Consider the following 13754-nt stretch of genomic DNA (forward strand, 5'->3'; position numbering starts at 1 on the left):
TCGGCGCGGCTGTTGGTGGCGTCCAGGCACACCGGCGGGCCGGCCTGGGCGGCGTGAGCCGTCGAGGCGGGGGCGACGGCGGCGGCCACCAGGGCGACGGCGGACGCGGCCATCAGGCGGGCGACGGGGCTGGCGGGCATGGGTTACCTCCACTGATGCGGTGGGTGGGCCGGCACGGGCCTCGGACGGCGGGCGAGCCCACACGAGACGATCGACCGGCTCGGGAGCCGGTGACGACCATGAGCAATGCATACAGAACGTAATCGCCCGACAGCGGAAAGTGATCTGGCGGAAAGGTGACGCATCACTGGCCGGTGTCGAAAGCCTCCGAATCCGCCCGGGAGGTCAGCGACGGGCTTCTCGTGGAGTCCACGAGAAAAGCAGGTCAGGAGGGTCGCTGCGGAGCGGCGGGGCTGGAGATGGAACCCTCCAGGGAGAAGAATCGATCGTCCACGTGGTCCAGGGCCAGACAGGCTCCGCCCAGGGCGACGCACTCCTCGCCGAGCGTCGAGGGCCGGATGTCGGGAACGCGTACACAGTGAGGTTCGAGCGCCCGGCGCAGCGCGGGCAGCAGGACGTCGGCCGAGCGGGAGAACCCGCCGCCGAGCACGACCAGCTCGGGGTCGAGCGTCAGCACCATCGCGGCGGTGCCGAGCGCGAGATGGCGGGCGTACGCGTCGACCGCGGCCTGGGCCTCCAGGTCGCCGGCCCGGGCCGCGCCGAAGACGTGCCGGGCGGCCTCCTCGGGCGCGGCGCCCTCGGCCGCCGGGCCGCTCTCCAGCCGCCCGGCCATGGTGCTCCAGCCCGTGATCTCCATGAGCCCGACCTCGCCGGTGGCCCCGCTGAACCCGTGGTACAGGCGCCCGTCGATGATCAGCGCGGCGCCGGGCCGGCGGCCGACGTGCAGGTAGACGAGGTGCTGGACGCCCGCGGCCACCCCGAGCCGCTGCTCGGCGAGCGCGGCCAGCTTGCTGTCGTTCTCGATGGTGATCGGGCAGGCCAGCCGCTGCCCGAGGTGACCGACGAGGTCGACGCCGGGCCAGTCGGGCAGGTCGTTGACCATGGTGACGAGCCCCTCGCGGTTGACGACGCCGGTGCTGCCCCCGGTGACGCCCCACATGTCGGACGCGCTCAGCCCGGCGGCGACGAGCGCGGCGTCGACGGCCCGCCACACCGCCTCCAGCCGCTCCCGCTGGGCGGTGTGCCGGTCGACGGCGACCCGCCCGCTGGCCACGATCCGGCCGGCCAGGTCGGTGACCACGGCCAGCACCTTGTGCACGCCCACGTCGATGCCGAGCACGTGCCCCGCGTCGCTACGGAACCGGTAGCGCTTGGCGGGCCGGCCCATGGCGCCCGGCGCGGGCGGCACCTCGGCGATCCAGCCGCGCTGCTCCAGATCCGTGACGACGTCCACGACGGAGGCCCGTGACAACCCGGTGCGGGCGGACAGCTCGGTGAGCGTCAGCGGCTCGCGCGCCTCCCGCAGGGCGCGGATGCTGCTCAGGGAGTTCAGCTGGCGTAGCCGCTGAAGGTCGCCACCACTGACCTGCACGGTCACACTCCTCACTATCACTGGTCTCTGAACTATATCGCTTTGGCCCATCCCCACTTCTAGCTGCATGTGCCCGGCGAGAAGAGGCTTGACGGCAAGGTCATTCTCGTGACTATCTATGGAGACCTTCATAAAGGAGTTTGCGAAATGACAGTGACCATAGCCATCGTCGGGGCCGGATCGCGCGGCCAGATCTACGCCAGGGCCGCCGCCGCGGACGGCCGGGCCCGCATCGTGGCAGTCGCCGACCCGGACCCGGCCCGGCGGGCCAAGGTGGCCGCCGACCACGACCTGCCGGACAGCGCCTGCTTCGCCGGATGGGACGAGCTGGCCGCCGTGCCGAAGCTCGCGGACGCCGTGGTCATCGCGACCCAGGACCGCTTGCACGTCGAGCCGGCCGTGGCCTTCGCCGACCTCGGTTACGCCATCTTGCTGGAGAAGCCCATGGCGCCGACGGAACCGGAGGCCCGCCGGATCGTCGAGGCGGTCGAACGCAACGGCGTGCTGTTCGCGGTCTGTCACGTGCTCCGCTACACGGCCTACACCAGGGCGTTCAAGGAGCTGCTGGACAGCGGCAGGCTGGGCACGATCTCCAGCGTGCAGCACCTGGAGCCGGTGGGCTGGTGGCACATGGCCCACTCCTTCGTGCGGGGCGCCTGGCGGAACGCGGCCGAATCGGGGCCGATGCTGCTGACCAAGTCCTGTCATGACATCGACTGGTTGCTCCACATCCTCGGCGAGCAGCCGGTCGCGGTGTCGTCCTTCGGCTCGCTGACCCACTTCCGGCCGGAGAACCGGCCCGAGGGCGCGAGCACGCGTTGCGTGAGCTGCGCCGTGGAGCCCGACTGCGCCTACTCCGCCAAGCGTCTCTACCTGAGCTGCCTGGGCGACCCGCGCCGGGAGTTCTGGCCGCTCGGCGCCGTGACGTCCGACGCCACCGTGGCGGGCGTCACGCACGCGCTGGAGACCGGCCCGTACGGCCGCTGCGTCTACGACTGCGACAACGACGTGGTCGACCAGCAGGTCGTCACGCTGGAGTTCGCGAAGGGCGCGACCGTGTCGTTCACCATGACGGCGTTCACGCCGCTGGAGCACCGCAGGACCCGGATCTTCGGCACCCGCGGGTACGCCGAGGGCGACGGGCGCGAGATCAGGGTCGTCGACTTCGTGACCGGCGCCGAGGAGCGGATCGACACCCAGACGACGGCGGGCGCGTCGCTCGCCGACGGCCACGGCGGCGGCGACGGGGGTCTCACCAAGGCGTTCATCGACGCCGTCGCCGCCGGGGACCAGGCGCCGCTGGGCGCCGGCCCGGCCGAGGCCCTGGCCGGGCACCTGGTCGTCTGGGCCGCCGAGCGCGCCCGCGAGACCCGCACCGTGCAGGCCCTGTGAACGCGACGATCCCGGCGCCCGCCCGCCGCACGCCCGGCGAGGGCCGGTTCACCTTCACCGCCACGACCCCGCTGTCCGCCGACCCGGCGCTGGCCAGAGCCGCGGAATGGCTTCGCGAGGCCCTCACCCCGGCCACCGGCCTGCCGCTCCCCGAGGGGCCCGGCGGGGTGGAGATCCGGCTCGTCGCGGGCCTCGGGCCCGAGGAGTACCGGCTCACCGCCACGACCGAGTCGGTGCTGATCGAGGCGACGGGCCCGGCCGGCGCCTTCTACGGGGCGCAGACCCTGCGCCAGCTGCTCGACCCCGCCGCCTTCCGGGCCGGACGCACCGGGGACAGGACGTGGAGCATCCCCGCGACGGAGATCGCCGACGCTCCGCGATACGGCTGGCGCGGCTGCCTCATCGACGTGGCCAGGCACTTCCTGCCGAAGAACGACCTGCTGCGGTACATCGACCTGCTGGCCGCGCACAAGCTCAACGTCCTGCACCTGCACCTGACCGACGACCAGGGCTGGCGGCTGGAGATCAGGAAGTACCCCAGGCTCACGGAGGTCGGCGCGTGGCGGCACGAGTCACCGGTGGGCGCCGCGCGGCACCAGCGCTTCGACGGGCGCCCGCACGGCGGCTTCTACAGCCAGGACGACATCCGCGAGATCGTCTCCTACGCCGCCGACCGGTTCGTCACGGTCGTGCCGGAGATCGACCTGCCCGGCCACACGCAGGCCGCCATCGCCGCCTACCCCGAGCTCGGCAACCTCGACGACCGCCTGCCGGTCCGCACCGAGTGGGGGGTCGGCGAGAACGTGCTCAACGTCGCCGACGACACGATCGCCTTCTTCACCGACGTCCTGGACGAGGTCCTGGAGCTCTTCCCCGGCCGGTACGTCTGCGTCGGCGGCGACGAGGTGCCGAAGACCCAGTGGAACGAGAGCGTCCCGGCCAAGGAGCGCATCCGGGAGCTCGGCCTGCACGACGCCGACGAGCTGCAGACCTGGCTCATGCGCCACTTCACCGACTACCTGCTGTCCCGCGGGCGCAGACCGCTCGGCTGGGACGAGCTCCTGGAAGGCGGCCTGCCGCCCGGCGTCACCGTCGCGGCCTGGCGCGGCGACAAGTGCGCGGTGCTGGCCGTGCGGGCCGGTCACGACGTGGTCGTCTCGCCGTTCAGCGAGACGTACCTGGACTTCCGCCAGGCCGACGGCGACCAGGAGCCGGTGCCGATCGGCAGCGTGACGTCCCTGCGGGCGGTGCACGCCTTCGACCCCGTCCCCGCCGGCCTGGACGCAGAGGAGCGCGACCGGATTCTCGGCGCGCAGGCCGCTCTGTGGACCGAGCACATCGACTCCCCCCGGCTGCTCGACTACATGGCCTTCCCGCGGCTGGCCGCCTTCGCCGAGGCGATGTGGAGCGGCGAGCGCGACTTCGCGGACTTCCTGGCGCGGCTCGCCGTGCACGAGAGACGTCTTGACGCCCTGGGCGTGGAGTACCGGCCGGCGGCCGGGCCGCACCCTTGGCAGCGCCGTCCGGACGCCCCCGGTCACCCCCGGACCAGAGCGGAGATCGACGCCCAGCTCGCCCGCTGGACGTCGAGCCTGCGTCTCTGAACCGCGCGTCCCCGTGCCGAGGGCGGCGCCGGCCTCAGAGCAGGGCCAGGAGCCGTGGGCGTCAGGCGTGTGCCCGGTGCATCTCCCACGGCGCCTGCGGGAGGACCTCGCCGGTCTCCAGCAGCGACTTGAGGTTGGCCAGCACGGCCGGCCAGCCCTGCGCGATCCCGTCGTGCATCGCCTGGTTGGGCAGGTCCTCGTGGGTCACGGTGAGCCGGACGATGTCCTGGTGCGGCTCGATGAGGAAGGTGACGACCGACGCCTTCCGCGCCGGTTCCGTGCCGGCGGCGTCGTCGAAGGTGACGACCAGGCGGGCCGGGGGCTCGGCCTCGATCACCTCGCCGACGACGTCGACGACGTCCGACCCGTCGGCGCGCCGGTGCTCCCAGGGCGAGCCCGGCCGCCAGTCCGAGACGTTGGCGTGTCCCCAGTAGCGCGCCGTCAGGTCCGCGTCCGTCAGGGCCCGCCAGACCTGCTCGGCGCTCGCGCGGATGTAGGTGACGTAGACGTAGGTCGGCACGGACGTGGGTGCGTCGCTCATGGCGTACTCCTCTGCCTGGTTCTTGACGGCGTTGATCGCTCGCAGCCGGGGCCGGTCGAACTCCGAGATCCAGCGCTCCTGGATCTCGTGGATGGGCGCCGGGTTGAGGTAGTGGAGCCGTTCCCGTCCGCGCCGGACGACGGTGACGAGGGCGGCCTGCTCAAGCGCGTTGAGATGCTGGGTCGCCGACTGGCGGGCCATGTCCAGGCGTTCGCACAGTTCGCGCAGCGTCTGGCCGTTGTGCTCGCGCAGTCGGTCGAGCAGGAGGCGCCGGGTGGGGTCGGCCAGCGCCTTGAAGACGAGATCCACGGCTGTCGCTTCGGGGCTCACGCCGTCCATTATGCAGGTATTTACCTGCCTATTGTCAAAGCCCGCGGGACCAGGCCGAACGCGCCGCCACCGCAATCCGGAATCCCTGTAGTCATTCGTGGTTGATCATTTGCTATGTCGATCGAGCTGTTCACAAGTGCGCATGGTTACCTTCGGTATTCGTGAAGATACGATCTGGCCCTGCGGGGCCGGGAAACAGCTCAGCTGGCCCTAAACGTGCGGCCATTTCCACCATGCTCCTTCTGAGCGCGGTGTCTGTCGCGCTTCAACCTGCCCGTCCAGCAGCCGCGCAGCCGGTTCCGCTGGTCGAGGAGGACTTCACCGGGGCCACCGCGATCCCGCAGTTCATCGGCGTGGGATCGGCCTGCCTGACCGGCGCGCCGGCGGCTCCGCCCGCCGGGCCCGGCGACCATCCGCTCGGGGGCTGCCCCGCCAACGCGGCGGGTCCCGTCCCGCCGACCGGAGCAGCCCCGTACGGCTACCTCCAGCTCACCAGCGCCGACCTGGACCAGACGGCGGCCGCCCTCTACAACGAGCCGATCCCGGCCGAAGAGGGCCTGGACGTGACGTTCGAGCAGTGGCAGTACGGCAACACCACGGCGGTGCCCGCGGACGGCATCTCCTTCTTCCTGATCAACGGGGAAGCCTCGCTGGACCGTCCAGGCGCGTTCGGCGGCAGCCTCGGCTACGCCCAGAAGCTGCCCGACGACGACCCGGCGAACCCGTTCGAGCCGGGGGTCAACCAGGGCTACATCGGCGTCGGCCTGGACGTCCTCGGCAACTACTTCGGGGACTGGGAGCAGCGGGGCCGCACCTGCGCCGAGCGCTCACCGGCCGGCACCGGGTTCCGCGTCCCGGCTCCCGGGCCGAACATGGTGACGGTGCGCGGGCCCGGCAACGGCACCGCGGGCTACTGCTTCCTGACCGCCACCACCAGCAACTTCAGCACGACCGGGCCGTGGCCCTCGACGCTGCCGGGCGACCTGCAGGGGCCCACGCGGACCGTGCCCAACGACCCGCGGGCGGCGCAGGCCGTGCTGGAGGAGTCGAAGCGCACGGTCAACGTCCGGATCACTCCGGCGCCGAACCCCGAGGTCACCGTCTCGATCGACTTCAACGACGGCAACGGGATGCAGGAGGTGCTGTCCCTGCCCGCGCCGCAGCCGGTCCCGGAGACCTACAAGTTCGGCTTCGGTGCGTCCACCGGTCTGTTCAGCGATGTGCACCTGATCCGGAACGTGGTCGTCCGTCCGGTGGCCGAGCGGCCTGAGCTGTCGCTCAGGAAGCGCGTCGCCGAGGACGCCGACCTGCCCGACCCGGTGCCGGTGGGCACTGAGGTGCCCTACGAGTACGTGGTCACCAACACCGGCAACATGAACATCGCCGACCTGATGGTGGACGACGACGTCGTCGAAGAGGTCACCTGCCCGCAGACCACCTTGAACGTGGGCGAGCGGGTCATCTGCCGCGGCTCGTACACGGTCACGGAGGAGGACGCCGAGCGCGGCTCGGTGACCAACGTCGCCACCGCGATGGGCCGGGCGGACGGCAACGAGGTCAGCTCGCCGCCGTCCGAGGTCACCATCGGCGTCACGGACGAGCGCGGGATGCTGGAGCTGGACAAGCGCGTCGACGACTCCCGCACGTACCGCCCCGGCGACCGGGTCACCTACCGCTACGTCGTGCGGAACACGTTCGACGAGATCGTGACCGACCTGCGGATCGACGACAACCGGGTGTCGGACATCGTCTGCGAGACCACCACCCTGGAGCCCGGCGAGTCCACGTCCTGCACGGGCACCTACACGGTCACCGAAGAGGACGCCGCCCACGGCTCGGTCACCAACACCGCCACCGCGGTGGGCCTGATCGACGACACGGAGGTGAGCTCGCCGCCGTCGGAGGCCACCATCGACGTCATGGGCGAGCGCGGGACGCTCCTGCTGGAGAAGACCGTGGACGACACCCGCACGTACCGGCCGGGCGAGCGGGTCACCTACCGCTACGAGGTCAGGAACAACTCTGACGAGACGGTGGAGAACCTCCGGATCGACGACAACCGGGTGACGAACATCGTCTGCCGGACCACCACCCTGGAGCCGGGCGAGACCACCACGTGCACGGGCGTCTTCGTCGTGCCGAGCCGTCCCGGCGGCAAGAAGGACTGCCGGAAGGGCTGCCGCTTCACCGTCACCAACACCGCCGTGGCGAAAGCGGACGGCCTGACCTCCGCTCCGGCGACGGCGACCATCCGGGTCGTGCAGAAGTCGAAGAACCCGCACCACCCGTGCCGGCCGGGCAAGAAGGACCGCCACTGCCGGCCCGGCAAGAAGCAGCACCACCACCACGGCCACGGCCGTCACCACGGTCACGACCACGGGTACGACCAGCGGTACGACCACGGCTACGACCACCAGTGCCCGCCCGGCAAGATGCCGTACGACGGCAGGACCGCCGAATCGGGATGCGTCCCGGAGCACGCGGACAAGAACGAGCGGGACATGGGCCAGTCCATGGACGAGTCCTACGAGCCTCAGCCTGAGGACATGATGGACGACCCGTACATGGAACGTTCCTACCGGGAGATGGGCGACATGCCGATGCCCTGGGAGACCTCCGAGTAGGTCGTCCCTCTTCCCATCCGCGTCAACCTGATGGTCCCTCCCCGCGGGGAGGGACCATCGTGCTGTCCGCCCTCCGGACGGTCACCCCCAGGCGCCGACCTGCTTGAGGAAGACGACGCCGTCGATCGTGCCGAGCTGGGACGGGTCCAGCGGGAAGTAGGCGAAATCCTGGGACACGCGCCGCTCCGGGTCGGCGACCATCCCGGCCAGGCGGCGGGCGTCGATCACCGCGTGGTCCCACGGGAGCGCGGACAACACGCCCTCGACGGTGTCCGGCGGCGGGGTGTCGTCGCCGGTCGCGCCGAAGGCGGAGGCCAGGTAGGCGTACCGGTCGCCCAGATGGGCGGCGGCGATCGCCCCCGCGCTCCACCACTCCAGCCGCTGGTCGCCGAACGACATGAACGTCTTGTGGCGCTGGAGGTGCAGGTTGGAGGAGAAGACCAGGGCCGGGCCGTGCTCGGCGACGGCACGCAGGTTGGCCGCCATCATCGCGTCCCGCAGGGCCGACAGCCGGGTCCAGCGTGCCGGGGAGGCGTCGGCCATCCAGTGGTGGTAGCGCAGCAGGCCGGTGGCGGTGCGCGCGTACAGGTGCGCGCGCTCCCTGTCCCGCGCGCCGAGCTGCGGCGACTGCGTGTCGAGCAGCGCCGCCAGGTCGTCGGCGATCACCCGCAGCCGCTGGGCGTCGGCGGACTGGCCGATCGACTTCGCCGGGTCCATGGCCGTGGCCTCGTCGGACCAGCGGTCGTCCGGGCCCAGCAGCGTGTCGAGGGTCTCCCTGGTCACCACCGCGGCGCGGAGCGGGCCGTCGAGCAGGTCGTAGAGGCCGGTGAGCGCCTCGCGCGGGCTCGCAGCCCAGTACTCCAGCGGGCCGTCGACGCCGAAGAAGCGCAGTTTCTCGTCGTGCTCCTCGTTGTGGGCGCGCATCCAGCGGACGAGCTCGCGGTTGGCCGGCAGGGCGCCGAAACCGTGGCTGAAGCCGCGGTCCATGACGTCGTCGAGGGCGCCGACGCCGGTCGTGACGTAGTCGTCCACCAGGAGGCCCTTGAGGCAGTCGCTCTCGACGGCGAACGACCGGTAGCCCTCGTACTCGACGAGGTGCCGGAAGATCTCGTTGCGCAGCTCGCCCAGTTCCCCCACGAAGTGCCGGGCCTCACCGAGGCCGAGCAGCAGCGGCCTGGCGGGGAGCGTTCCCAGGAACGCCGAGACACCCGCGCCATCGACCGGCCAGGCGATGTCCTTGATATCCATGCCTTCAACGCTATCGTTGAACTTTCGATGTAACCTTTGCCGCCGGAATCCCGGCACAGCTCTCATAAAACCTTCAATCGGCACTTCACGTGTTGAACAGTTCATTCAAAACAAGCTATTGACATCAATCGGTTCCCGCGACATCGTTGCCTCCATGTCGATCGAACACCCCTTCTCCCCGCCGGACCCCGAGCAGGCGCGCGCCCGGCGGGTGCACGCGTCCCTGTTCCGGATCGCCGAGCGGCACGCGGCCACCGACGAGCAGCGGCTCAGGCAGGCGCACCCGTCGGTCATCGGGCCGCACGAGGCCGTCAGGCTGGTGTCGTTCCTGCTCAGCGGGGCCGCGCAGCTCGACGACGACGAGCCGGAGGTGGACCAGGCCGACATCACCGCGGCGTTGAGCCTCGTCCCGCTGGTTCGCGGAGAGCTGGACGCGCTGGAGGCCGGGCTGCTGGCGATGGCCCGTGGCCGCGGCATGACCTGGCAGGAGATCGCCTTCGGGCTCGGCCTCGGCACCGCGCAGGCCGCCCGGCAACGCCACGAACGGCTCGCCGAACGGTCGGCGACGGCTCTCGACTAGGCCGCCCGCCGCAGGTCAGGCGCGGCGCGGGCGGTTCCACCAGAGGGAGAGCGACAGCGCCGCGGCCACGAGCAGGGCGCCGGCCCCGGCGAAGGCGGCGGCCGTGTCCACCCGTTCGCGGACGACCGTGAAGGTGCCGGGCAGGGCGTCGAGGGCGGTCGCGAGCTGGTCGGCGTTCTCGGCCCGGTGGTAGGAGCCGCCGGTCGTACGGGCGATCTGCCGGAGTGCCGGCTCGTCGATGACCCGGGGGTTGCGGCCCCGGTCGAAGCCCCCGCCGGACCCGCCGCCCCAGTCGCCGAAGCCGCGGCCGTCGAACTGCGAGTTGTCGCACACCATCGGCACCACCTTCGTGGTGCCGAAGCCGATGGTGAACACGCGTACGCGGCGCGACGCCGCCTCCTGGGCGGCCCGCTGCGGGTCGACGCCGTGAGTGTTGGCGCCGTCGGTGAGCACGACGATCGCGGCGCCGGCGTACCCGGAGGCCGCGGCGGGCGGCGTGGCGGCGGTGGCGGCGACCGAGGGGTCCACCTCGGCGATCGCGTCGATCGAGGTGAGCATGGCCTGGCCGATCGCGGTGCCGCGAGCGACGGCGAGCCCGTCCAGGGCCTCGATCAGGGCGTCGGTGTCGTCGGTGGGCGGGACGAGCAGGCCCGCGGTGCCGGCGAAGGTGACCAGGCCGATGCGCGGTCCGCCGCGCATCGACTCGATGAAGCCGGCGGCGGCCTTCCTGGCGGCGGTGAGACGGTTGGGATCGACGTCGGTGGAGCACATGGAGAGGGAGGTGTCGAGCGCGAGCAGGATCGTCGCCGACCGCATCGGCACCGGCACCGACGCCTGCGGCCGCGCCGCCCCCACCGCGAGCAGCGCCAGCCCGGCGACGAAGAGCGCCACGGGGATGCGCCGCGTCCAGCGCGTACGCCCGGGAAGCGCGGCCCGCACGAGCGCGATCGAGGTGACGCGCACGACGGCCCGCCGCCGCCGGCGGCCCGCCCACCAGCGGATCGCGAAGATCAACGGGATGACCAGCGCCGACAGCAGCGCCCACGGCCAGGACAACGACATTCAGATCACCCGCCCGGACCGGAACACGGTGACCGCCGCGCCCGCGGCGAGCAGCGCGAGGGCGAGCCCGATCAGCCCGCCGGCGAGCGGCAGCGGCTCGTCGGAGACGGTGAGCCGCAGGTCGATCGCGTCGGCGACGCCGTCGAGCCGGGCGGCGTCGGCGGCCGGGTGGTAGGCGCCGCCGGTGGTCCGCGCGATCGTGGTGAGGGTGTCCTCGTCGAGCGAGGTCTGCAGGTGGTAGCCGTCGACCTGGACCGCCGCCCCGGCCGCGGTGCCGACCCCCACGGTGTGGACGCGCACGCCCGCCTTCTGGGCCGCGGCGGCGGCCCGTTCGACGTCGCCGCCCTGGTTCTGGCCGTCGGAGAACATCACGATCGTGGCCGACGGCCAGTAGCCGAGATCGGGCGGCGGCCCGTCGCGGCCGATGACCACCTGCCGGCCGGTGATGGCCGTCAGCGAGGCCGTGATGGCCGCCCCGAGCGAGGTGCCGCCGGTGATCCTCAGCCGGTCGATGGCCCTGAGCGCGACGGAATGGTCCGCGGCGGGCCGCGCGGTGGTGAGCGCGCCGCGCTCGAACGCGACGACCCCGATGTCCACGCTGTCGGGCTGCGCCGCCACGAACGCGCGGGCCGCCCGCTGCGCGGCGGCCAGCCTGGTCGGCGCGACGTCGCCGGCGCCCATGCTGTTGGAGACGTCGACGGCGAGGATGACGGTGCCCGCGGTGCGCGGCACCGGCACCATCGCCGCCGGTCCCGCGGCCGCGACCGCGAGCACGCCGACCCCGGCGATCGTCAGGCCGGTCCCGAGGTACGCGCCGCGCCCGCCCGGCCCGGCGACCCCGGCCGCGGCCAGCGCCGACCTCCGGCGGCGGGCCGAGACGACGGCCGCCCAGGCCAGCGCCGCCGTGACGAGCAGCCCGGCGGCCAGCGACAAGGGGGACGACAGTGTCATGGCCACCGCTCCCCTGTGCGGGCCGCGAGCTCGACGAGCGTGTCGGTCAGGTCGCGGTCGGTGGCGACGCGGTGGACCGGGACCCCCGCCCGGCGCATGCCCGCCGCGAGCCGGGCGTCGCGGGCGTCCACGGCCTCGCGGAAGCGGACCCGCAGCAGCGGGTCGGCGGAGTCGACGACGAGCTGCTCGCCGGTCTCGGCGTCCTCGACCACGATCAGCCCGGCCTCGGGCAGCACGTCGTCGGCCGCGTCCACGATGCGCAGGGCGACGACCTCGTGCCGCCGGGCCAGGCGCTGGAGCGAGCGTTCCCAGTCGCCCTCGCCGATGAAGTCCGACAGGACGACGACGAGCGCGCGGCGGCGCGCCAGCCGTCCGGCCGCGTCGAGCATGAGGGCCAGGTCGGTGGTGGCGCCGGCGCGCGGGCCGGCGGTGCGCTCCAGCTCGGCGCCGATCCGCAGCGCGTGCCGCCGGGACGTGCCCGGCGGCACGACCCGCGCCATCCCGGTGTCGAACAGCAGCGCCCCGACCCGGTCGCCGCCCCGCCCGAACAGCCGGGCGAGGACGAGCGCCAGCTCGGCCAGGACGTCGTGCTTGCCGCGGCCCGGCCGCCCGGCCGTCATCGAGGCCGACCGGTCGAGCACCAGCCACACCGTCAGCTCGCGGTCCTCGGTGAACACGCGCAGATGGGGCTCGTCCAGGCGGGCGGTGACGTTCCAGTCGATGTGCCGGGCGTCGTCGCCGTCGGCGTAGCGGCGCAGGCCGGTGAAGTCGACGCCGGAGCCGCGGTGCGCGGTGCGGTGGGCGCCCTGGAGGCGGCCGTCCAGCCTGCGGACGACCTTCCACTCCAGGCGGAGCAGGAGTTTCTCGGGGGCGGTTGCCATGACGGCTCAGCGGTTCCGCAGGACGACGTCGGGTACCCGGACGGCCCCGAGCACCCTGCTGATGATCGTGTCGGCGTCGACGTCGTCCGCCAGGGCCTCGTAGGACAGCACGAGCCGGTGGCGGAGCACGTCGAGCGCGAGTTCGGACAGATCGTCCGGCAGGACGTAGTCGCGGCCGCGCAGGAACGCCAGCGCGCGGGCGCCCGTGACGAGCGCGATGGACGCGCGCGGGCTGGCCCCGTACGTGACGTACCGCTCCAGCTCCCCCAGCCCGGCCGTGCCCGGCGAACGGGTCACGGCGACCACGCGTACGGCGTAGTCGACGATCGACGGATCGACGTACACCTGCCGGGCGCGGGCTCGCATCTCCATCAGCTCGGCGGTCGTGACCGTCGGCTGCGGCGGGTCCGGCGGGCGCAGCGCGCGCTCGACGATCGCCTGCTCCTCGTTCTGGGCGGGATAGCCGACGACGACCTTCATCATGAACCGGTCCACCTGCGCCTCGGGCAGCGGGTACGTGCCCTCCGACTCGATCGGGTTCTCCGTCGCCATCACCAGGAACGGCTCCGGCACCTGGAACGTCTCGCGGCCGATCGTCACCTGGTGCTCCTGCATCACCTCCAGCAGGGCGCTCTGCACCTTGGCGGGGGCGCGGTTGATCTCGTCGGCGAGCAGCAGGTTCGTGAACACCGGGCCGAGCTCCGTCCGGAACTCGCCGGAGTGCTGGTGGTAGACCCGCGTGCCGACGAGGTCGGCGGGGACCAGGTCGGGGGTGAACTGCACGCGCTGGAACCCGCCGGTGATCGCCGCGGCCAGCGACCGGACGGCCAGGGTCTTGGCCAGGCCCGGCACGCCTTCCACCAGCAGGTGACCGTCGGCGATCAGCGCGACGGCCATGCGTTCGAGCAGGACGTCCTGGCCGACGATGGTGCGTTTGACCTCGAAGAGGACCTGTTCGAGCGGATGAGCCTGGGCCGGGGGCATGATGT

11 protein-coding genes are annotated in these 13754 nt (G+C 72.4%); 4 read left to right on the forward strand and 7 right to left on the reverse strand.

The genetic code is table 11. The annotated features are described in order from the left end of the window. Positions 1-385 precede the first annotated feature (385 nt). A complete protein-coding gene (locus tag ACIBQ6_RS35005; protein WP_397217173.1) occupies positions 386-1558 on the reverse strand; it encodes an ROK family protein in 1173 nt (390 codons plus the stop codon). Between the two features lie 141 nt (positions 1559-1699). On the opposite strand from ACIBQ6_RS35005, the gene ACIBQ6_RS35010 reads away from it, so the two are divergent. After that, positions 1700-2944 (forward strand): Gfo/Idh/MocA family oxidoreductase, encoded by a 1245-nt coding sequence (locus tag ACIBQ6_RS35010; RefSeq protein WP_358298918.1) that lies wholly within the window; start codon positions 1700-1702, stop codon positions 2942-2944. Then, positions 2941-4548 carry a beta-N-acetylhexosaminidase gene (locus ACIBQ6_RS35015; protein ID WP_397217175.1) on the forward strand — a complete coding sequence of 536 codons (1608 nt, stop codon included), beginning with the start codon at positions 2941-2943 and terminating at the stop codon, positions 4546-4548. Before ACIBQ6_RS35010 ends, ACIBQ6_RS35015 begins: the two co-directional genes overlap by 4 nt. 61 nt (positions 4549-4609) lie before the next feature. Here ACIBQ6_RS35015 and ACIBQ6_RS35020 read toward each other — a convergent pair whose 3' ends face one another. Further along, positions 4610-5419 carry an ArsR/SmtB family transcription factor gene (locus ACIBQ6_RS35020; RefSeq protein WP_397217177.1) on the reverse strand — a complete coding sequence of 270 codons (810 nt, stop codon included), beginning with the start codon at positions 5417-5419 and terminating at the stop codon, positions 4610-4612. A gap of 251 nt (positions 5420-5670) precedes the next feature. Between ACIBQ6_RS35020 and ACIBQ6_RS35025 the strand changes: the two genes are divergently transcribed. Next, positions 5671-8043 (forward strand): hypothetical protein, encoded by a 2373-nt coding sequence (locus ACIBQ6_RS35025; RefSeq protein ID WP_397217179.1) that lies wholly within the window; start codon positions 5671-5673, stop codon positions 8041-8043. An 81-nt stretch (positions 8044-8124) separates the two neighbouring features. On the opposite strand, the gene ACIBQ6_RS35030 is transcribed toward ACIBQ6_RS35025, so the two are convergent. Continuing rightward, entirely contained in the window at positions 8125-9291 is a 1167-nt protein-coding gene (locus tag ACIBQ6_RS35030; RefSeq protein ID WP_397217181.1) for an erythromycin esterase family protein, read from the reverse strand. A 154-nt stretch (positions 9292-9445) separates the two neighbouring features. On the opposite strand from ACIBQ6_RS35030, the gene ACIBQ6_RS35035 reads away from it, so the two are divergent. Further along, on the forward strand, positions 9446-9871 hold the full coding sequence (locus ACIBQ6_RS35035; protein WP_358298907.1) for a DNA-binding protein: 426 nt from the start codon (positions 9446-9448) through the stop codon (positions 9869-9871). A gap of 15 nt (positions 9872-9886) precedes the next feature. Here the strand turns inward: ACIBQ6_RS35035 and ACIBQ6_RS35040 are convergent, their stop codons facing one another. The 4 genes from ACIBQ6_RS35040 to ACIBQ6_RS35055 are packed head-to-tail and all read right to left on the reverse strand — an operon-like array spanning position 9887 to position 13749. Beyond that, positions 9887-10933: a VWA domain-containing protein gene (locus ACIBQ6_RS35040; RefSeq protein WP_397217183.1), complete on the reverse strand. Its 1047-nt coding sequence runs from the start codon at positions 10931-10933 to the stop codon at positions 9887-9889. Further along, on the reverse strand, positions 10934-11884 hold the full coding sequence (locus ACIBQ6_RS35045; RefSeq protein WP_397217184.1) for a VWA domain-containing protein: 951 nt from the start codon (positions 11882-11884) through the stop codon (positions 10934-10936). After that, entirely contained in the window at positions 11881-12765 is an 885-nt protein-coding gene (locus ACIBQ6_RS35050; protein WP_358298901.1) for a DUF58 domain-containing protein, read from the reverse strand. The genes ACIBQ6_RS35045 and ACIBQ6_RS35050 overlap by 4 nt, the downstream gene beginning before the upstream one ends. Before the next feature lie 6 nt (positions 12766-12771). Further along, complete coding sequence (locus ACIBQ6_RS35055) at positions 12772-13749, reverse strand: MoxR family ATPase (RefSeq protein WP_352361528.1); 978 nt, start codon at positions 13747-13749, stop codon at positions 12772-12774. Positions 13750-13754: the final 5 nt, after the last annotated feature.

The organism is Nonomuraea sp. NPDC049655, assembly GCF_044465465.1.
GTDB lineage: Bacteria > Actinomycetota > Actinomycetes > Streptosporangiales > Streptosporangiaceae > Nonomuraea.

What these genes read in the sequence shown, in the direction of transcription:
- ACIBQ6_RS35010 (WP_358298918.1), top strand. Translation starts at nt 1,700, where the DNA reads ATGACAGTGACCATAGCCATCGTCGGGGCCGGATCGCGCGGCCAGATC.
- ACIBQ6_RS35030 (WP_397217181.1), bottom strand. Translation starts at nt 9,291, where the DNA reads ATGGATATCAAGGACATCGCCTGGCCGGTCGATGGCGCGGGTGTCTCG.
- ACIBQ6_RS35035 (WP_358298907.1), top strand. Translation starts at nt 9,446, where the DNA reads ATGTCGATCGAACACCCCTTCTCCCCGCCGGACCCCGAGCAGGCGCGC.
- ACIBQ6_RS35040 (WP_397217183.1), bottom strand. Translation starts at nt 10,933, where the DNA reads ATGTCGTTGTCCTGGCCGTGGGCGCTGCTGTCGGCGCTGGTCATCCCG.
- ACIBQ6_RS35045 (WP_397217184.1), bottom strand. Translation starts at nt 11,884, where the DNA reads ATGACACTGTCGTCCCCCTTGTCGCTGGCCGCCGGGCTGCTCGTCACG.
- ACIBQ6_RS35050 (WP_358298901.1), bottom strand. Translation starts at nt 12,765, where the DNA reads ATGGCAACCGCCCCCGAGAAACTCCTGCTCCGCCTGGAGTGGAAGGTC.
- ACIBQ6_RS35055 (WP_352361528.1), bottom strand. Translation starts at nt 13,749, where the DNA reads ATGCCCCCGGCCCAGGCTCATCCGCTCGAACAGGTCCTCTTCGAGGTC.